Below are 18663 nucleotides of genomic sequence, written 5' to 3'. Positions count from 1 at the left end.
TAGATTCCTTAATTTCGGAAGAGATTATGGAATCTATAAATCTATAGAGGTTTTATATGAAAATAATTTTCACATCAGACACGCATGGACATGTTTTTCCAATAAATTATGCTAGTGACAAAGAAGAGAACTCCGGACTTTTCAGAATTGCTTCTCAGATAAAAAAGGATATCGATGGCAATACACTTGTAATTGATGGTGGTGACAGCCTTCAGGGTACACCCCTTATGACTTACTATCTTGGCAATCGTGACAAGTATAATTTTAATCCTATGGCAGAAGGCTTTAATGCAATGGGACTTAACTATTACACACTTGGAAACCATGATTTTAATTTCGGCTATGATGCAATAGCAGATTTTACCAAAGCCATGAAGGCGACTCTCGTCTGTGCAAATGTAAATGATAAGAGAGGCGAGCTTGGTATAAAGAAGCATGTCATTCATACTTTAGAGGATGGTACCCGAGTTGGAATCACCGGAGCTGTTACAGGATATGTCAATGTATGGGAGCAGGAAAAGAACCTGACGGAGCTTGAGATTACAGATCCTGTAAGTGCTCTTAAAAAGGAACTTGATGAGATCAAGGATGAGTGCGATATTACAGTTTGTATTTATCACGGCGGCTTCGAAGAGGATTTATCTACAGGCGAAAAACTTTCAGATACTGAGGAAAACGAGGCTTGCAGAATTTCAAGAGAACTTGACTTTGATATTCTTCTCACAGGCCATCAGCACATGTCTGTTGAGGGAGTGATGATAGATGGAACATACGGTGTTCAGCCACCTGATAAGGCAATGAAGTTCTGTGTAATAGAGGCTGACAAAAACGGAAGGAATGTTTCTTCTAAGCTTGTTGCTGTTTCTGCAGACGAGGCTGAATATAGTAAAATTATTGAGGCTCACAGATTCATGGATGATCTTAATAATAAGCTCCAGGTTTGGCTTGATGAGCCTATTGGCTGCCTTAAAAATGAGATCTTACCTGAAGAAAAGTTAGATGCTGCACTTCATGGAAGTAAGGTTGCTTCAATTTTTAATCAGGTTCAGCTCGAACTTACAGGAGCTGATTTTTCGTGCACAAGTCTTGCTAATGATCCTTTGGGACTTCATAAGGAGATAACAGTAAGAGACGTTCTTGGAATCTATCAGTTCGCCAACACAGAGGAAGTTAAGGAAGTGACAAAGGCTGACCTTAAGCTTGCTCTTGAGAGATGCGCTGAATATTTTGATTATGATGAGAACAGCGGAAATGTTAAGATCTCGGATGCTTTTCTTCAGCCCAAGGTTGAACATTATAACTATGATTTTTATGCAGGACTCTGGTATGAATTTGATTTAAGAAGACCTGTGGGAGACAGAGTAGTAATTATGAAAAAGCTAGATGGTACAGAGCTTTTGGATGACGCCAAATACACGCTTGTTACCAGTAACTATCGTGCAACCGGAACAGGCGGCTATGAGTGCATCGGCAAGTGCAGAACCATCAGAACCTACTCAGAAGAAATGCCTGATCTGGTAATTGATTTTGTAAGAAAAAATTCCCCAGTGGGAGAGATTGTTAACAGCAGATTCAAATGTGTTATGTGAGCTACCGGTGCATAAAGGACAAGTAGGAGACTTTTTCCGATATTAACTGTTTCCTCGCGTTTTCAGCACCTTTGTAGCTTCAGACATAAGCATTTGACATACAAATGCTGCAATAAGAGTACATATCGTAAAAAGTCCAAGGCAGACTATCCAATGGAACCTTTCATAGAGCTTAAAGTGAATCAGTAAATTCAAAAAAAGCCAATGATAAAGGTACAAACCATAGGATATGTCTGCTTTTCTGAGTTTTTGTGAAAGCTCTTTAAGCCTCAATTTATACAATAGTTTATCAGAGAGATGAGCAAATAAAACAGTGATGGATGCAGTAGCCATGCCTGATAAGAGCCCTGTGTAATAGCCAAATTCCAAAATGCCAAAGATCCTCATCATCGAATGAACGACTAAAAGAACAGCCAAAGTAACAATGCCTTTTGTTTTCTGATAAAGTCTAAATGTCTGGAAAGTCACTCCAATGAAAAACCATATAGCATAAGGAATGAAACACCTTTCAAGAAGCTTTTGACCTGTGGATGGCAATGTTGGATTAAGAAAATGCGCAGCCAGATTTCCAAATGCCAAAAGCGCACAGGTAAGCCAGTATAGGAGTGGGGATTTAGATCCTTTGCTCATTTTTTTAAACAAAAACACAAGAATATAAAGCTGAATAAGAACAGTGATGTACCATAAAGGTCCATTAATACTGCCTGTTGCAAATTTCTGCATACAGGAAGGTGTTGCGGCAATTCCTATTCCTTGTGTGATTATCCAGCGAAGAATTGATATATCAAAAACTCCGGGAATAACCAAAAACAATACAAGAAGGTATACTGCCATGCTAAGCCATAGCTCAGGATATAGCCTGAAGAAGCGCTTTTTTATAAAAAGAGTTGCATTGCAATCTGAGCGCTCAAGCGAAGCCGAGATAAGGAATCCGCTTATGGCGAACATCACAACTGTCGGCTGGTAGAAATTAACGGCTGATCTAAGTACACCTATACTTCCTGCATGGTCAGGTACATATATGCGCATATATCCTGTGAAGTGCAGGAACATCACACAGAAAGCAGCATAATATCTAAGTATAGGAAAAATGTTGTCATTATTATTTTGCATAATCTATTTAGTATCCAATCAAATTATCAGAAGTTTTTTTGATATTATAACATGCTTGTTGATATCTCAAATACGATAGAATATTGAATTTCTTCAGAAAAAAACTTTATGAAATTTTAATAGATTGTTTAATGGAATATAGTTATTGAGGCATTGTTTAGTGCTTACTGCGGATGTTATTATGAATTTAGTGAAATTTTAATTTAATGAGTACGATTTTGTATGATGCAAACTACAGAATTATAGGAGTAATGCCTTATGAAAATGTTCAATGGTAACAGTGCTTCCGCTAATGTAGCAGATGCAGTAAGAGGTCTTTCATCACCGAAACTTATTATTTTTACAAGTGATGCCGATCATTTCGAAGCGGTAACTGCAGAGATTGAGAAAAAGTATCCCGGCATACCCAGCATAGGCTGTATAGGCATGGGATATAATTCAGGCATGCTTGAGAAAGGTATTAACATAACTGCATTCACAGAGGGCGTTAAGGTTAAGACAGGTGTTCTTGAATCTGTTTCGACCATGCCTGCCCGCTATGTTCACAGGCTTGAGAAAGATATAGAAGCGGTGAAGCCCGGTAAGGAAAACACTGCTATCATTGACTTCTGCGCAGGAAACGATGCTGCTGTTCTTACAACCTTAAGAGGACTTATCGACAAGTTCAATCTTCAGGTTATGGGAGCAACAGGCGATGGAGGCAAAATTGCCGTAAATGGTAAGGTTTACGATGATGCCATGGGCTACGCTGTTGTAAGAAATGAAGGCGGAAGGGTTAAGACCTACAAGGAGAACATTTACGAGCCCAAGGATAACAGACAGCTTATAGCATCAAAGACAGATAAAGCAAAGTATTATCTGGGTGAACTCAATGGCCGCAGTGCCAAGCAGGTTTACATGGATCTCACCGGTGCCGGCTCCGACAAGGAAATCATCGATCAGACCTTCAAGAATCCTCTTGGCAAAATGATCGGCAAGGACGTTTGCATCTGCTCAATTAAAGACGTTTCGGGAACAGGACTTATTCTCTACAGACAGATCAATGACTCAGACATCCTGACTCTTCTTGAGATGAAGGAACCTATGGAGGTTGCTCAGAATACCATAGACAGAATCAGGAATGATTTTTCGAGGATTTCAGGTATTTTCTCCGTTAACTGCATTTTCAGATATCTCGTACTCTCCGAAAGAGGTGAGATGAATACCTATCTTGGCAAAATTTCTTCGCTTGGACCATCATGCGGACTGATTGGATTTGGAGAACATTATAATGCCCAGTTTGTTAATCAGACTATGACATGTGTTGTGTTTGAATAAGAGGCCATTATTTTGATAAATCGGTTTGCAGGACCTGTGAAAAAGTCATGCTACCGGGCTTATGAGGGAGAGGTCAATATGTTTACAGATATCTTTAAAAAGAAAACAGAAGAGCCCGTTGCAGCAGTTCAGGTTGATAAGAGCGAGTTTGAAGCGGAGAAAAAGGATGCGCTTATTTATATTGCAAATTCTATAAAAACCTTCCAGAAAGAGCTTGTGCATAATGAAGTTACGGCTCTTACTGAGATTCACGATATGGGTGAAGCTGTAGAAAACGTAATTGAAAGTAACACTCAGCTAAGAAGTGAGATGGATGCTTTTAATGAAATGTTTGCAGCAGTTAATGACAGTGCAGGCAAATTCGAGGATGTTAAGGTGAATATCCTCAACAGTGTGCAGAATGCGCAGAACAAGGTTGCTGAGCTGAAGGACAGTTCCAACGAAGTACGCGCAACCTTCGATGAGATGACAGAGAGTTATGAAAACTTCAAGAATGCTGTTGATCAGATCTCTGATTACATGAAGAAGATTATCGGCATTGCGACCCAGACAAACCTTCTTGCACTCAATGCTTCAATCGAGGCGGCAAGAGCCGGAGCTGCAGGAAAAGGCTTTGCTGTAGTTGCTACAGAGGTAAGGGAGCTTGCTGATGAGATCAAGGTTATGATCAGTCAGGTTAACGCTTCAATCGATGCGGCAGGACAGGAGAGTGAGAGACTTTCCGCAAATATTCAGAACTCAATCGCTGCCATGGATAAGAGCATTCAGGAAGTTGATGAGACCAATGCTACCTTTGATGAAATCATAGAAAGCGCAAATGGAGCAAATGCAGTTCAGGAAGAAATTGCTGATACAGCAGATGCAGCATCTGATGAGCTTGGAAGAATCGGAAACAGCTTTACTGATATCAATAATAAGTACGATGCTCTTGTAAGTCAGCTGGAGAGAGTAAACAGACTCGGCACCACAAAGAGCAGCGTTTTCGAGCACATTGATAACCTGGCATCACAGATTGAACCTATTGTAAAGGACAAAAAGTAAGCATTTGTCATGATGCTTTGAACAATTATATTGCTTTTAATAATCCTGCATGCTTTATGAGTGTGCAGGATTTTGCAACACTTCAGGTATATGTTGGACATCTGTTGGACAGGGAATAATACAATAAGACCATAGAAACGAAAAACATAAATTTTGTGAATGTCTTGAGGGGGAGATTTACAATGACTATGAAACATATCGGATTTGCACTTGGAGTTTGCGCTTTAATGTTATTTTTTGCCGGATGTGGAAACACCGTCTCTGTAGGGAACAAAGGGCAGGATAATGTGTGTGCGATAGAAGTTGCATCTGCTAATCCAGCGCAGTTATATGCAGGCGTATGGGCTGATATCTATGAATGAAGAAAAAGAATCCATTTTTTTGAGCGAATATCTTATGTTGGCTGCATGTCTCTTTGCAGTCATTACAAGTGTTGTATCACTGTTTTTTATTCGAACGCAGGATGATTCCTTTGCGATGTTCGAAGTAATCGTGAAGCTGGTGACAGTTATCACAATGTATTTAGCATACAAAAAATTCAGTTGGGACGTAGCAAAAGGGCTCATGGGGGGAGTCCTTTTTTGTCTGATATACCAGGAAGCTTACCTGGTTCTTGGAAGGCTGTGGGGAGAGGCTGACTTTGACACCTACCTTGTGGTGGGCATTCAGGGAAGTCTCTATCTGGCTGCAGCCGGTATGTCATTTCTCATGACTATTGTAATCACAATCAATCATTTTTTCATAAACTATGGTTTGCGCGGCAATCCTAAGAATGTGATTTTTAACAGAATGAGCATTATTTTTAAGTTTGCTGTGTACATCCTGTTGCTTGTAACCAACAGCAGACTTGGTCTTTCATCGGATGTCCTGTGGGAAAATGCCTTTGAGTATCTGACAGATATGGCCATACTTCTTTTGATAGTCAGTATCGAATCTCAATTTGATTCATTTAAGGTGCTTCGTCATGAACTTCTTAAGGACAAACGTGAAAAACGAAAAGGAGAAAAAGATAAATGAATCTTAGAAAACGTCTCTCCGGAATATGGCTGATGGCCATGGCGCTTTTGTCGCTATGTGCATTCACGGTTTTCTTTGTGGCTCAAATGTGGCTGAATATACTTTACGCAGTGTATCTGACTCTTGCTGTAGTGCAGTCAGTTACACTGATTGTTTATTTATGGGGACCTGAAAAGATTACTCTGAAGCCATTAAAGGCGCTGTATTGTCTTTTTTACGCATCATCGATTCTGGTAATTCCGTCATTTGTCTTTATTTTCATGGGACTCGTTTCCCAGTATCATATCAAAATCCCTGAGAGTATTGATGCCAGAAATATGGCGGTGGAAGAGATTGTGCCGGGTGAAAAGACAGTAATTTACAATACCGGAACAGTGTATATTTTTTTTCCGGAATATTCAGAGGTTGATCTCGTATGTAAGGACCGTCCGTCAAAATCCGATGAGTCCATAACCTGGTGCAGCGGAGCGGCATTTCAGCATGCGGTAAGTCTCGGATTTACTCAGGAAAATGTGGAAGGCGACCATGCAGTAAACGGCGAGTTGTATGAGAGTCCTTATAACAAGGATTCATTTGCTGCATTTACATTTGCTGACGGCAAGTTTTCATTTGACTTTGACGATCCTATAGGGGCAATAAAAAGGGCAGCAGAATCCGGAGGAAGCGGCTTTATGCAATTTGGCTTGATTAAGGATGGCGAAAATGTCATGAGCTTTGACAGACCAAGAGCCCGCTGTTACAGAACCCTTGCGGAAATAAACGGACACCTGTGCATCATTGATTCGGTAAATATGCTTCATTTTTATGAATTTATGGCTGAGCTTAAGAGACTTGGTGTGAAAAATGCTCTATATATGGATATGGGTGCAGGCTGGAATTATTCCTGGTATCGAAGGGCGGATGAGAAGGTAAGGACACTTTTCGGACTTCCTGTTCCATGGTCACATAATTGGATCGTATTTAAAAAATAATTACAATAATAAAATTTGTTGGACATGTGTTGGACATGGCTATTTATTATATAGCATGTAAGATGTTTCAAACGAAATCATTTTTCTTTTGAGGAGGGAGATATGGTAAATAAAGTTTATAAGAGAATTGTAGTAGTTGCGATGGCAGCAGCAATGGCAGCAGTTACACTTACAGGATGCGCAGGCAAGACTGAGGCACCTGAGGGTACGGTAGCAGAGGTGAACGAGGAAGCGATGGACAATGCTACTGAGTCTGAGGTCATCGAGGAAGAGGACACTGCAAAGGCTGATGAAGCTGCATCAGATATTAACACCGGAGCTACTGAGGAGACTTATCATGATGCTAACGGCTGGAGCGTCAGATATGATCCCAATCTGTTCACTATCACACCGGAGAACGGCAACGTATTTATGGTTTATCAGGGTGAGTGCGCAGGCACAACAATGATCACTGTATCATATGAAGTTGGCAAGACAGCCAAGGAAGCTATAGATGAGCTCGGTAAATCATGGGGAGACGAAGACAAGGTACAGTATACAGATGGACCTTTCCCCGGAGCTGAGGACGTAACAGGATATTGGGCATCGTTACCTCCGGCTGAGGATGGTTCAGGAATGCATGAGACAGCTATTGGAAGAGACTACATGGAAGGTGCTCTCATCTTTGATATGGTAGGACACAACGGCACAGATGAAGAACAGAACATGGCAGTTTCAGACAATATGGCAGCTGTTATCGATTCACTTACTTTTGATTGATGTTACATTCTTGCACGCCGGTAACCGGCAGACAGTCTTCTGAGGGGGAGATTATGAGTAATAGAGCAAAAGTTGCAACATTTGTACTTGCGTCTACAATTATACTTTGCGCCTGCTGCTTTATAGGCGCTGCAGGAATGTAACTAATTATAAAAGTTCCTTGCCTGGTTCTTGATTTATTTTAATGTATTTGCTAACAGAATTAATCAGTTTTAAAAAATTGATTGACAAGCAAACGGATTGCAAGTAAACTTTGAAACAACTTAATACATTAAACCGATGAAGCGGAGATAAAGGTTATGATGCCTTCACAGAGAGTCCGGGGTGGTGAGAGCCGGATAAGAAACAAGTAATCAAATGGACCGCTGAGGGTGTGGGCGATGAGTGAAGTCTTACATTTTTCACTAGGTAGTCTGCAACGTAGGGCATACGTCAGTTGCCGGGGATATGTTGGTATCCTGTTAAGCGCGTAGCACATAGCTATGAAACAAGGTGGCACCGCGGATAGTTTAGTTTATTCGTCCTTGACAGAAAGAGATTTCTGTCAAGGACTTTTTGTTTTGCATGAAAATGCTTCACATTTTCTACAAGATAAAAAATTCCGTAAGGATGCGACGGGCTGATCAAAAATGACGAGCAGCTGACGAACTTGTGTCTATTAAAAAACGAATAACCAGGTCTCGGATTATATATGCATATTTCGAGCGATTATGCGTAGCAACGAGAGCGAAATATGCATATATAATCTGGGACCGGAATACTTCAAAACCAAAGGAGGAAAACATAATGATCAAGGAAGCTATTGAGAAAATTGTAAACAAAGAGGACCTTACATATGATGAAGCCTACACCGTAATGAACGAGATAATGGGCGGAGAAACCACTCCTACACAGAATGCTGCATTTCTTTCAGCGCTTTCAACAAAGAGTGCCAGAGCAGAGACAACTGAAGAGATAGCAGGTTGTGCAGCTGCCATGAGAGACCATGCTACAAAGGTTGATACAGGCATGGATATATTTGAGATTGTAGGTACAGGCGGAGATAACGCACACAGCTTCAACATATCCACAACCTCAGCACTTGTAGCTGCAGCAGGTGGGATGAAGGTTGCAAAGCACGGAAACAGAGCTGCATCTTCAAGCTGCGGAACAGCAGACTGCCTCGAGGCTCTTGGAGTCAACATCCATCAGGATCCTGAGAAGTGTGTTGAGCTTTTAGAGGAAGCCGGAATGTGCTTCTTTTTTGCACAGAAATATCACACCTCAATGAAATATGTAGGAGCCATCAGAAGAGAATTGGGATTCAGAACAGTTTTCAATATACTCGGACCTCTTACAAATCCGGGATCACCTAAAATGCAGCTTCTTGGAGTATATGACGAATATCTGGTTGAACCCCTTGCGCAGGTTCTGGTGAATCTGGGGGTTACAAGAGGAATGGTTGTCTACGGAATGGATAGGCTTGATGAGATCTCTCTTAGCGCACCCACCAAGATCTGCGAGATTAAGGATGGATGGTATAAAACTTACACAATCTGCCCTGAGGACTTTGGACTTACTAGATGCACCAAGGATGACCTGAAGGGTGGAAGTCCTGAAGAGAACGCGGCTATTACAAGAGGCATCCTTGCAGGTGAAAAGGGTCCCAAGAGAGATGCAGTTCTTATGAATGCCGGAGCATCACTTTATATCGGCGGAAAAGCAGACAGCTTTGCTGATGGAATTAAGCTTGCAGCTGAGATTATAGATTCAGGAAAAGCGGTTAAGACTCTTGAAAAGCTCATAGAGGTAAGTAACAGAGAAGAAGCTGTATCAGCATGAAGGCTCTTTTGATGAGAGAAGTAACATATAAAGGCAGGGAGGGAAAATGACCATACTTGATGAGCTTGCAGACTACGCGAAATGCAGAGTTGAAAAGGCAAAATTTAATATTTCTCTTGAAGACATAAGATTCGAAGCAGAAAGTCTTCAGAAGGGAGACTTTTCATTTGAAAAGGCACTTAAAAAGCAGGGCATGTCTTTTATATGCGAGTGCAAAAAGGCTTCTCCCTCAAAAGGAATCATCGCGGAGAATTTTCCCTACCTTGATATAGCAAGGGATTATGAGAAGGCCGGGGCTGATTGTATATCGGTCCTGACGGAGCCCAAGTGGTTCCTTGGAGATGACAGATACTTAAAGGAAATAACGAATGAGGTGCATATACCCTGTATTCGCAAGGACTTCACTGTTGATGAGTACATGATATATGAGGCCAAGGTTCTGGGAGCTTCAGCAGTTCTTCTTATCTGCTCAATTCTGGATGGCGAGCAGATAAGGGAGTACATACACATCTGTGATGAACTTGGTTTATCAGCACTGGTGGAAGCTCATGACGAAGCGGAGATAGAGACCGGTATTGAAGCCGGTGCCAGAATAATAGGCGTAAACAACAGAAATCTCAAGGACTTTTCAGTAGATACCGGCAATAGCACAAGACTAAGGCAGCTAATTCCAAAGGATGTGATCTATGTATCGGAGAGCGGCATAAAAACGGCAGAAGATATAAAGCGCCTTAGGGATAATGGTGTGGATGCGGTTTTAATAGGAGAGACCCTGATGAGAGCATCTGATAAGACAGCAGCACTTAGGGAACTCAGAGGATAAAAAAAGGAAGAAATAAAGGAGAAAAAGATGACAGTTGCAAAAGGAAGATTCGGAGTCCACGGCGGACAGTACATACCTGAGACCCTGATGAATGCAGTGATAGAGCTTGAAAAAGCATATAACCATTACAAGGATGATCCCGAATTTAATAGAGAACTTACAGAGCTGTTGAATGAATATGCAGGAAGACCTTCAAGACTCTACTACGCTGAGAAGATGACAAAGGATCTTGGCGGAGCAAAGATTTATTTAAAAAGAGAAGACCTTAATCACACAGGCTCACACAAGATAAACAATGTTCTGGGACAGGCACTTCTTGCAAAGAAGATGGGGAAAACGAGACTTATCGCGGAGACAGGAGCTGGTCAGCACGGAGTTGCAACCGCAACAGCTGCGGCGCTCATGGGAATGGAATGTGTTGTTTTCATGGGAAAAGAGGATACCGAGAGACAGGCACTTAACGTGTATAGAATGAAGCTCCTTGGGGCAGAGGTGGTGCCGGTTACTTCAGGAACAGCAACACTTAAGGATGCGGTATCAGAAGCTATGAGGGAGTGGACATCAAGAATTGATGATACACACTACTGTCTTGGTTCAGTTATGGGACCGCACCCTTTTCCTACCATAGTAAGAGACTTCCAGTCAGTCATTTCAAAAGAGATAAAAGAGCAGATCCTTGAAAAGGAAGGCCGACTTCCCAGTGCAGTAATTGCCTGCGTTGGCGGTGGATCAAATGCAATCGGAAGCTTTTATAATTTCATTGAAGATAAGGATGTGAGACTGATTGGCTGCGAGGCAGCAGGACGGGGAATAGATACCTTCGAAACAGCAGCTACCATTAACACAGGAAAAATTGGAATTTTCCACGGGATGAAATCCTACTTCTGCCAGGATGAATACGGCCAGATAGCACCTGTTTATTCCATTTCTGCAGGACTTGATTATCCGGGAGTTGGTCCTGAGCATGCGCACCTTCACGACATTGGAAGAGCAGAATATGTGCCTGTTACAGATGATGAGGCGGTGAATGCCTTTGAATACCTCTCAAAGACAGAGGGAATCATACCTGCAATCGAATCATCCCATGCAGTAGCTCACGCAATAAAAATCGCAGGGGACATGAGTAAGGATGACATTATTGTAATTACGATTTCAGGAAGAGGTGACAAGGACTGTGCGGCAATCGCCAGATACAGGGGAGTGGACATCTCAGAGTGAATTGTAAATCCTGATGGAGAGAGGAGATAAACTATGAGTAAGATAGCAGAAGCTTTTAATAATAAAAAGGCATTTATACCATTTGTGACCTGCGGTGATCCGGATCTTGAAACAACTAAGAAAATACTTCGTGAACTCTATGCAAACGGAGCTGATCTGATTGAGCTTGGCATACCATTTTCAGATCCAACCGCAGAAGGTCCCGTGATTCAGGGGGCAAATATCAGGGCTCTTAAAAACGGAATCACAACAGATGACATCTTCGAGATGGTATCGGAGATAAGAAGTGAGATTAATGTACCGATGGTTTTCATGACCTACGCCAACGTGATTTTTTCATACGGAATGGACAGATTTTTTGAAAAGTGCAAAAAGACGGGGATGGACGGTGTTATTCTTCCTGACGTACCTTTTGAGGAAAAGGAAGAGTTTGTAAATGTTGCAAGCGCCTATGATGTTGATTTTATCTCTATGGTTGCACCCACATCTGAGGACAGGGTAACGAAAATCGCAAAGGAAGCAAAGGGCTTTATCTACATAGTTTCAAGCCTTGGAGTAACCGGAACCAGAGCGTCAATAAATACCAACGTTAAGACACTTGTTGAGAAAATCAGGAAAGCTACAGATACTCCCTGCGCAGTCGGATTTGGAATATCAACTCCTGAACAGGCATCAGAGATGTCCAATATATCGGACGGTGCAATTGTAGGATCTGCCATCGTAAGGATAATCGAAAAGTACGGCGTAGACTCACCTGCACATGTCGGAGAATTTGTTAGAAACATGAAAAGTGGCTACAAGGCTTCATAAATCAGACAAAAAATGAAGAATTACAGTATGAGGAATGAGTATGAAAACACAACCGGAATTACAGGAAATTGAGAAAATTGCGGCTACCGGAAAATATGATGTGATCCCGGTAAGCTGCGAGATTCTATCTGACTTCATCACACCAATAGAGGCAATGAGAATTCTGAAAAATGCTTCAAGGCATGTGTATATGCTTGAATCTGCACAGGCAAATGAGACCTGGGGAAGATATACATTTCTTGGATATGAGCCAACAATGAAGATAACCTGTTTTGAGGGACGGGTTACAATCACCGATGAAAACGATAATGAAAAGACACAGGAGGGAGACCCTTCAGAGTGCCTTCGAAGGATTTTATCGAATTACAAGAGTCCCAGATTCTCATATCTTCCGCCCTTTGCAGGCGGAATGGTGGGCTATTTTTCATATGACTATCTGGGTTACAGCGAGCCCTCCGTGAGGATGGATGTAGAGGACACGGAAGGTTTCATGGACATGGACCTCATGCTGTTTGACAAGGTCATCGCCTTTGACAATACGAGGCAGAAAATAGTCCTTATCACCAATATGAAGGTTGGCAGTATCAGCTGCGCTGCAGATGCTGAGCATGAGGAAAAGACTTGTGGCGAAATGTCTGAGCCTGAGGAAAACTACAAAAAAGCGGCGAGTGAAATTAAAGAGAACTGCAAAAACGCGGCAAGTGAAATTAAAGAGAACTGCAAAAACGCGGCAAGTGAAATCGAAGAAAACTACAGAAAAGCGATAACTGACCTTGAAGAGATGATAAATCTTCTTACCACAGGAGAAAAGATATGCGAGACTCCCGGGAAACTTCTTGCTGAGCCGACCCCGCTTTTTAATAAAGGGAAGTACTGCGAAATGGTTGAAAAGGCAAAAAAACATATTTTTGAGGGAGACATTTTTCAGATAGTCTTATCTAACAGATTCTCTGCTCCCTTTGAGGGAAGCCTTTTCGATACCTACAGAATGTTAAGAACAATCAATCCTTCACCATACATGTTCTATTTTTCAGGAACGGATGTCGAGGTAGCAGGTGCCTCGCCGGAGACTCTTGTTAAGTTAAATGACGGGGTTCTGCACACATTTCCACTTGCAGGCACAAGACCAAGAGGGCGCAATGAGGAAGAGGATAAGAGGCTCGAAGAGGAACTCCTGGCAGATGAAAAAGAGTTAGCAGAGCACAACATGCTTGTTGACCTTGGAAGAAATGACCTTGGAAAAGTAAGTAAATTCGGCACTGTGAAGGTAGAAAAGCTGCATTCTATAGAGCGTTATTCACACGTTATGCACATAGGCTCCACGGTCCGCGGCGAGATAAGAGATGACAGGGATGCGCTTGATGCCATATCATCAGTTCTTCCTGCGGGGACACTTTCCGGGGCACCCAAGATCCGTGCCTGCCAGATAATAGGCGAGCTTGAAAACAATAAGCGCGGAATCTATGGCGGTGCGATCGGCTATATAGATTTTACAGGCAACATGGACACCTGCATTGCAATCAGGATCGCCTACAAGAAAAACGACAAAGTATTCATCAGAAGTGGTGCAGGAATCGTTGCGGATTCAGTTCCGGAGAAAGAATTTGAGGAGTGCATGAACAAAGCCAAGGCAGTGATGAAGGCTCTGCAGGGGAATTGATTTATACATGTTGTTTGAGCTAGAGGATATTGAATTTCATCAGATATTCGATATTTGTATTTGACCAGGTCCTGCTAATTTGATAAAGACGAGGTATAACAAAATGGTACTGCTTATAGATAATTACGACAGCTTTTCATATAACCTGTATCAGCTTATAGGTGAGATTGTATCTGAAGATAATTGTGATTCAGCTTCCGATAATGCAATTAAGGTAATAAGGAATGATGAACTTACAATCAGTGAGATAGAAGCTCTTGCACCGTCAAGAATTATCCTCTCTCCCGGTCCCGGAAGACCGGAGGATGCCGGAGTATGCATGGAGGTAGCAAAGATACTGGCAAAGAAAATCCCTACACTTGGGGTGTGCCTGGGACATCAGGCAATATGTGCAGCCTACGGGGCTACAGTAACTTATGCCAAGGAACTCATGCATGGAAAACAGTCAACGGTCAGGTTCGACAAGGATTGTTTATTATTTAAAGGGTGTCCTGAAACAGCTCTTGTAGCAAGGTATCACTCACTTGCTGCGGAGGCTTCTACAATTCCGGATGAGCTATCTGTAACTGCTGCAACTACTGAATCAGGAGAAGTCATGGCAGTTAAACATCGTGATTATCCTATTTATGGTGTGCAGTTTCACCCTGAATCAATCATGACACCCGATGGTAAGACCATGCTGAAAAATTTTATATGTGGATAATGGGCTTGATGGCGGGCATGTACACTGGAAAACAGGATAATGTGCAAATCCAGTGTAGAAGCTAAAGAGGCAGTGCACTGGAAAACAGGGTAATGTGCAAATCCAGTGTAGAAGCTAAAGAGACAGTGCACTGGAAAACAGGGTAATGTGCAAATCCAGTGTAGAAGCTAAAGAGACAGTGCACTGGAAAACAGGGTAATGTGCAAATCCAGTGTAGAAGCTAAAGAGACAGTGCACTGGAAAACAGGGTAATGCGCAAATCCAGTGTAGAAGCTAAAGAGACAGTGCACTGGGAAACAGGAAAAAGTGCAAATCCAGTGTAGAAGCATGAAAATCGGAGAAGAATCGATGACCAGGATAAAATTTTGTGGCCTTACAAGACCGGAAGATATAGATATAGTAAACAAACTAAAGCCTGATTACATAGGCTTTGTTTTTTATACAAAAAGTAAGCGCAATCTGACACCTGAAAAAGCTGCAATATTAAAACAAAAATTGGATGATAAAATCCAGGCTGTCGGAGTCTTTGTGGATGAGGACATGAACAAGATAGCAAAGCTTGTTAATGATAATGTTATAGATATTATTCAGCTGCATGGAAGCGAGGATGAGACCTATATCGAGGATTTGAGAAAAATAACATCAGCCAAAATCATAAAAGCATTCCAGATAAAACAAAATGTTTATGAGGGATTGATAAATGAATCCAGTGCCGATATGGTCCTGGTGGATTCAGGGCAGGGAACAGGCAAGGCTTTTGATTGGAATATCCTGAGTAAAATAAAGAGACCATTTATTCTCGCAGGTGGCCTTAATCCAGAAAACGTAAAGGATGCTATTTTAAACATAAAGCCTTATGGAATAGACTTAAGTTCCGGAATCGAGACAGATGGAATAAAGGATGAAGCAAAAATGGAAGCTATAATGACTGCTAAGCGAGAGACTTCATCACAACTTGAGACCGGTAAAATGATTTAAATTCAAAAGCAAAATCTAAAGTCCAAAAGCCAAACGCCCCCACCCCAAACTACAAACCTCACTAAGCCAAATCTATACTCGACTAATCCTCTGCCGAACTATATACTGTAAGCAATTCACAAAAATATTTCAAAAAACAGGGGATACAAAATGATCATAGATGAGATAATGAAAATCACAAAAGAAGCCGGAAATATTATTCTTACAGCAGAGCGTCCCAAGGTTATGGAAAAGTCGGGACATGCAAATTTTTGTACTGAAATAGATGAGAAGGTTCAGGCTTTTTTGATAAGCAAATTAAGTGAAGTTCTACCCGAAGCACAGTTCCTCGGAGAAGAGGATGGGCAGGATGTTTTTTCTTCCAAGATGAAAAGCGGTTACTGCTTTGTGCTTGATCCGATAGATGGCACTTCCAATTTTATCTATGGATATAGGCCTTCAGTTATATCTGTCGGATTATTAAAAGATGGAAAGCCGCACATTGCAGTTGTATATAACCCATATGATGATATGATGTTTCAGGCAACAGACGGGCAGGGAGCCTATATGAACGGAGAAAGGATAATGTCTTCTGAGGCTCCGCTTTCCGATTCCCTTGCTGTGTTTGGAACGGCGCCTTATTATGAGGAGCTTAGGGACAGGTCATTTGATATTGCGAAAAAGCTACTTCCTTGTTGTGTTGACCTCAGAAGATCAGGAACAGCTGCGTGGGATATGTGCTGTGTGGCTCTTGGCAGATGCGGACTATATGTGGAGCTTAAGGTTCAGCTCTGGGACTATGCGGCGGCAGCTCTTATTGCTAAGGAGGCAGGATGCCGTGTTACGGATGTTGATGGAAAACCGCTTTCATTTGCAGGTCCTACCTCAGCTCTCTGCGTATCAAGAGGTGTAGCAGGTACCGATCTGTCATCTGTTTTACAATAAAAGCCGGATGCTCTTCCTCTCCGGGCAAACATGAATAAAAACAAACTAGTGTCTTGTCTGGATGACAATTTGTTTAATTACTTGTCTAATTCTCAATATGCATCGTCATCTTCAATCGCCGTAGCCACCGCTACGACTCATTCAGATTCCTAGCCTATTGAGAATGATACTTCGTAATTAAATCAAAAGTCATCCAGACAAAACACTAGCGAGGCTTTTGGAGATGTACTATCGAGTAAGCAGGCAAGAATTTGGACAGGTTAATATAAAACAGCCACACTATCTATGCCTCGTAGATTTCTGCGGGGTATCTGACTGTACACAGGACTTGAATTCAATATACGAATTTTAGTGTGTAATATATTGTAATATATTGACATATATTTTTAAAGTGGTATTATAAGCATGTTGTCTCAAAGAAGAGATAACGCTATAACGTGAAACACGAAAATGGAGGGAAAGTATGAGAAGAGTTTCAAAACTTGGTGCTGCTCTTGCGGTAGCACTATCAGTAGCATTCGCTACACCATCAGCAGCACATGCAGCAGCAATTCCGACTGTAAGGGTTGGTCTTGAGAAAAAGAAGATTAACGACACATATTCTGATAGTTTAATTACTGAAGATAATAATGTGGTTTTCAAGACAACAGATGAAAAAGCGTGGGATGCAGAGTGGAAGAAGTATAGCAATGATAGAAGTTATCAGCGCACTTCTAAAACTATCGGATCAGTAACAACTTACTACATTTACCAGACAACATATAAGAATGAAATTACAGGTGCATCAAGCCTTGTAAGAGATGATGTGGCTCCGGAGGAAAAAAATGCTGAAGAATCAACATTTACATCTACGGTTTATGTTGATGAAGGAGTGCCTACAGATCTTGCAGTATCTCTTAGAAGCGGCGACACTCATATTAAGAAGATTAAATCTTCTAAGAAGAGCGTACTGTCAGCAGAACTGAATAAGAAGAAGAGCACTGTTACTAAGACAGATAAAAACGTATCCTACTATACTGACAAGGACGGCAACAAGTATTACTACAAGACAACAGGTGAGAAGGTGTATCTCCCCAAGGATAATACGAAGGATTCTCCTGAATACAAGGCTACAAACGGATCATCTGCTACTGCTTACATCAGAATTAATCCTAAGAAGACAGGAACATCCAAGGTTTCCTTTAAAATCTATAATAAAGATGGCAAGGAGACAGGAAAGGCTTCAATCAAGGTTATCGTAAGAAGTGATTCAGATATATTAAAGACCTTCACATTTGCAGGAAAAAATCTGCTGCCTAAAAAATGGGGTGAAGCCAACTACATCAACAATGGCAGAAAAATCAATGAATCAAATTATAATTACACTGATAAGAAAAAAGGTAAACTTGTAGTTAAGGCTAACAAAGGATACAAGATTGTTAAAATTCAGGTTGGTACATTTGAAAAGCCTACTGCTGTAAATGGTTACTCCTATGATAAGTACACAAATACCTATTACAATACTGACAATGAATACTATTCTGATTCCAGAAGCGGTAAGGGTGTAACTAAGCATTATGATTATAATGGTGATGGAGATTACCTTGACACTGTAAATGGAAATAGCGAGTACTATGCAGGTCTTAAGTTTAAGACAGTTAAGTCCGGAAAAACCATTAAGCTCGGCAAATATGCAAGCGAATCGCATAATTGGACTACTACTTCAGTAGATAAGAATAAAGACGGAAATAAGACTACTGTTACTAACAGCAAGTATTATAATGACTATGCTACTACACTGATCGTTGTTACTTATTACAATAAGGAAACCAGAAACTATGGTAGGATAGAAATGCCGCTTTATACTAAAAACCAGGCAAAATAAGTAATACTTTGAATTAAAAAAGGTGATCACTTCAAATCTGAAGTGGTCACCATTT

General features: G+C 41.3%; 17 protein-coding genes. 16 read left to right on the top strand and 1 reads right to left on the bottom strand.

Going from position 1 to position 18663, the window contains the following annotated elements:
- The first annotated feature begins 56 nt into the window (after positions 1–56).
- On the top strand, positions 57–1589 hold the full coding sequence (locus ACHCNF_RS05270) for a bifunctional metallophosphatase/5'-nucleotidase (RefSeq protein ID WP_408071741.1): 1533 nt from the start codon (positions 57–59) through the stop codon (positions 1587–1589).
- 42 nt (positions 1590–1631) lie between these two features.
- On the opposite strand, the gene ACHCNF_RS05265 is transcribed toward ACHCNF_RS05270, so the two are convergent.
- Entirely contained in the window at positions 1632–2702 is a 1071-nt protein-coding gene (locus ACHCNF_RS05265) for an acyltransferase family protein (protein WP_408071740.1), read from the bottom strand.
- Positions 2703–2960: 258 nt separating this feature from the next.
- Between ACHCNF_RS05265 and ACHCNF_RS05260 the strand changes: the two genes are divergently transcribed.
- The 15 genes from ACHCNF_RS05260 (at position 2961) to ACHCNF_RS05190 (ending at position 18608) form a co-directional block, all read left to right on the top strand.
- Positions 2961–4019: an FIST signal transduction protein gene (locus tag ACHCNF_RS05260; protein WP_408071739.1), complete on the top strand. Its 1059-nt coding sequence runs from the start codon at positions 2961–2963 to the stop codon at positions 4017–4019.
- A 78-nt stretch (positions 4020–4097) separates the two neighbouring features.
- Complete coding sequence (locus ACHCNF_RS05255; RefSeq protein WP_408071738.1) at positions 4098–5060, top strand: methyl-accepting chemotaxis protein; 963 nt, start codon at positions 4098–4100, stop codon at positions 5058–5060.
- Positions 5061–5242: 182 nt separating this feature from the next.
- Positions 5243–5422 carry a hypothetical protein gene (locus tag ACHCNF_RS05250; RefSeq protein ID WP_408071737.1) on the top strand — a complete coding sequence of 60 codons (180 nt, stop codon included), beginning with the start codon at positions 5243–5245 and terminating at the stop codon, positions 5420–5422.
- Positions 5415–6077 (top strand): hypothetical protein, encoded by a 663-nt coding sequence (locus ACHCNF_RS05245; protein ID WP_408071736.1) that lies wholly within the window; start codon positions 5415–5417, stop codon positions 6075–6077. The genes ACHCNF_RS05250 and ACHCNF_RS05245 overlap by 8 nt, the downstream gene beginning before the upstream one ends.
- Positions 6074–7048 carry a hypothetical protein gene (locus ACHCNF_RS05240; RefSeq protein ID WP_408071735.1) on the top strand — a complete coding sequence of 325 codons (975 nt, stop codon included), beginning with the start codon at positions 6074–6076 and terminating at the stop codon, positions 7046–7048. Before ACHCNF_RS05245 ends, ACHCNF_RS05240 begins: the two co-directional genes overlap by 4 nt.
- A gap of 102 nt (positions 7049–7150) precedes the next feature.
- Positions 7151–7807 carry a hypothetical protein gene (locus ACHCNF_RS05235; RefSeq protein WP_408071734.1) on the top strand — a complete coding sequence of 219 codons (657 nt, stop codon included), beginning with the start codon at positions 7151–7153 and terminating at the stop codon, positions 7805–7807.
- Between the two features lie 786 nt (positions 7808–8593).
- Positions 8594–9628, top strand: coding sequence for an anthranilate phosphoribosyltransferase (trpD, locus tag ACHCNF_RS05230; protein WP_408071733.1), 1035 nt, complete (start codon positions 8594–8596; stop codon positions 9626–9628).
- A 46-nt stretch (positions 9629–9674) separates the two neighbouring features.
- Positions 9675–10451: an indole-3-glycerol phosphate synthase TrpC gene (gene trpC, locus ACHCNF_RS05225; RefSeq protein ID WP_408071732.1), complete on the top strand. Its 777-nt coding sequence runs from the start codon at positions 9675–9677 to the stop codon at positions 10449–10451.
- 27 nt (positions 10452–10478) lie between these two features.
- Positions 10479–11669: a tryptophan synthase subunit beta gene (gene trpB / locus ACHCNF_RS05220; RefSeq protein WP_408071731.1), complete on the top strand. Its 1191-nt coding sequence runs from the start codon at positions 10479–10481 to the stop codon at positions 11667–11669.
- A 33-nt stretch (positions 11670–11702) separates the two neighbouring features.
- Positions 11703–12479, top strand: a complete 777-nt coding sequence (gene trpA, locus ACHCNF_RS05215; RefSeq protein WP_408071730.1) for a tryptophan synthase subunit alpha — start codon at positions 11703–11705, stop codon at positions 12477–12479.
- A gap of 40 nt (positions 12480–12519) precedes the next feature.
- Positions 12520–14139: an anthranilate synthase component I family protein gene (locus ACHCNF_RS05210; protein WP_408071729.1), complete on the top strand. Its 1620-nt coding sequence runs from the start codon at positions 12520–12522 to the stop codon at positions 14137–14139.
- A gap of 103 nt (positions 14140–14242) precedes the next feature.
- The gene (locus ACHCNF_RS05205; protein ID WP_408071728.1) at positions 14243–14842 is read left to right on the top strand and encodes an anthranilate synthase component II; all 600 of its coding nucleotides are present in this window, start codon (positions 14243–14245) and stop codon (positions 14840–14842) included.
- Positions 14843–15190: 348 nt separating this feature from the next.
- Positions 15191–15820 (top strand): phosphoribosylanthranilate isomerase, encoded by a 630-nt coding sequence (locus tag ACHCNF_RS05200; RefSeq protein ID WP_408071727.1) that lies wholly within the window; start codon positions 15191–15193, stop codon positions 15818–15820.
- A 150-nt stretch (positions 15821–15970) separates the two neighbouring features.
- Positions 15971–16744: an inositol monophosphatase family protein gene (locus tag ACHCNF_RS05195; RefSeq protein WP_408071726.1), complete on the top strand. Its 774-nt coding sequence runs from the start codon at positions 15971–15973 to the stop codon at positions 16742–16744.
- A gap of 463 nt (positions 16745–17207) precedes the next feature.
- Positions 17208–18608, top strand: a complete 1401-nt coding sequence (locus ACHCNF_RS05190; protein WP_408071725.1) for a hypothetical protein — start codon at positions 17208–17210, stop codon at positions 18606–18608.
- The last annotated feature ends 55 nt before the right edge of the window (positions 18609–18663 follow it).

The organism is Butyrivibrio sp. NATIVEDY162 (assembly GCF_045999815.1).
Taxonomy (GTDB): Bacteria; Bacillota; Clostridia; order Lachnospirales; family Lachnospiraceae; genus Butyrivibrio.
The sequence above is the reverse complement of the archived record's forward strand: the minus strand, read 5'-3'. Positions and strand labels throughout refer to the sequence as shown.

Bases quoted from the DNA above. Each gene is read 5' to 3' on its own strand.
- ACHCNF_RS05255 (WP_408071738.1), top strand. From the start codon at position 4,098: ATGTTTACAGATATCTTTAAAAAGAAAACAGAAGAGCCCGTTGCAGCA.
- ACHCNF_RS05245 (WP_408071736.1), top strand. From the start codon at position 5,415: ATGAATGAAGAAAAAGAATCCATTTTTTTGAGCGAATATCTTATGTTG.
- ACHCNF_RS05205 (WP_408071728.1), top strand. From the start codon at position 14,243: ATGGTACTGCTTATAGATAATTACGACAGCTTTTCATATAACCTGTAT.
- ACHCNF_RS05270 (WP_408071741.1), top strand. From the start codon at position 57: ATGAAAATAATTTTCACATCAGACACGCATGGACATGTTTTTCCAATA.
- ACHCNF_RS05235 (WP_408071734.1), top strand. From the start codon at position 7,151: ATGGTAAATAAAGTTTATAAGAGAATTGTAGTAGTTGCGATGGCAGCA.
- ACHCNF_RS05190 (WP_408071725.1), top strand. From the start codon at position 17,208: ATGAGAAGAGTTTCAAAACTTGGTGCTGCTCTTGCGGTAGCACTATCA.
- ACHCNF_RS05265 (WP_408071740.1), bottom strand. From the start codon at position 2,702: ATGCAAAATAATAATGACAACATTTTTCCTATACTTAGATATTATGCT.
- ACHCNF_RS05195 (WP_408071726.1), top strand. From the start codon at position 15,971: ATGATCATAGATGAGATAATGAAAATCACAAAAGAAGCCGGAAATATT.
- ACHCNF_RS05250 (WP_408071737.1), top strand. From the start codon at position 5,243: ATGACTATGAAACATATCGGATTTGCACTTGGAGTTTGCGCTTTAATG.
- ACHCNF_RS05260 (WP_408071739.1), top strand. From the start codon at position 2,961: ATGAAAATGTTCAATGGTAACAGTGCTTCCGCTAATGTAGCAGATGCA.
- trpA (WP_408071730.1), top strand. From the start codon at position 11,703: ATGAGTAAGATAGCAGAAGCTTTTAATAATAAAAAGGCATTTATACCA.
- trpD (WP_408071733.1), top strand. From the start codon at position 8,594: ATGATCAAGGAAGCTATTGAGAAAATTGTAAACAAAGAGGACCTTACA.
- ACHCNF_RS05240 (WP_408071735.1), top strand. From the start codon at position 6,074: ATGAATCTTAGAAAACGTCTCTCCGGAATATGGCTGATGGCCATGGCG.
- ACHCNF_RS05200 (WP_408071727.1), top strand. From the start codon at position 15,191: ATGACCAGGATAAAATTTTGTGGCCTTACAAGACCGGAAGATATAGAT.
- trpC (WP_408071732.1), top strand. From the start codon at position 9,675: ATGACCATACTTGATGAGCTTGCAGACTACGCGAAATGCAGAGTTGAA.
- trpB (WP_408071731.1), top strand. From the start codon at position 10,479: ATGACAGTTGCAAAAGGAAGATTCGGAGTCCACGGCGGACAGTACATA.
- ACHCNF_RS05210 (WP_408071729.1), top strand. From the start codon at position 12,520: ATGAAAACACAACCGGAATTACAGGAAATTGAGAAAATTGCGGCTACC.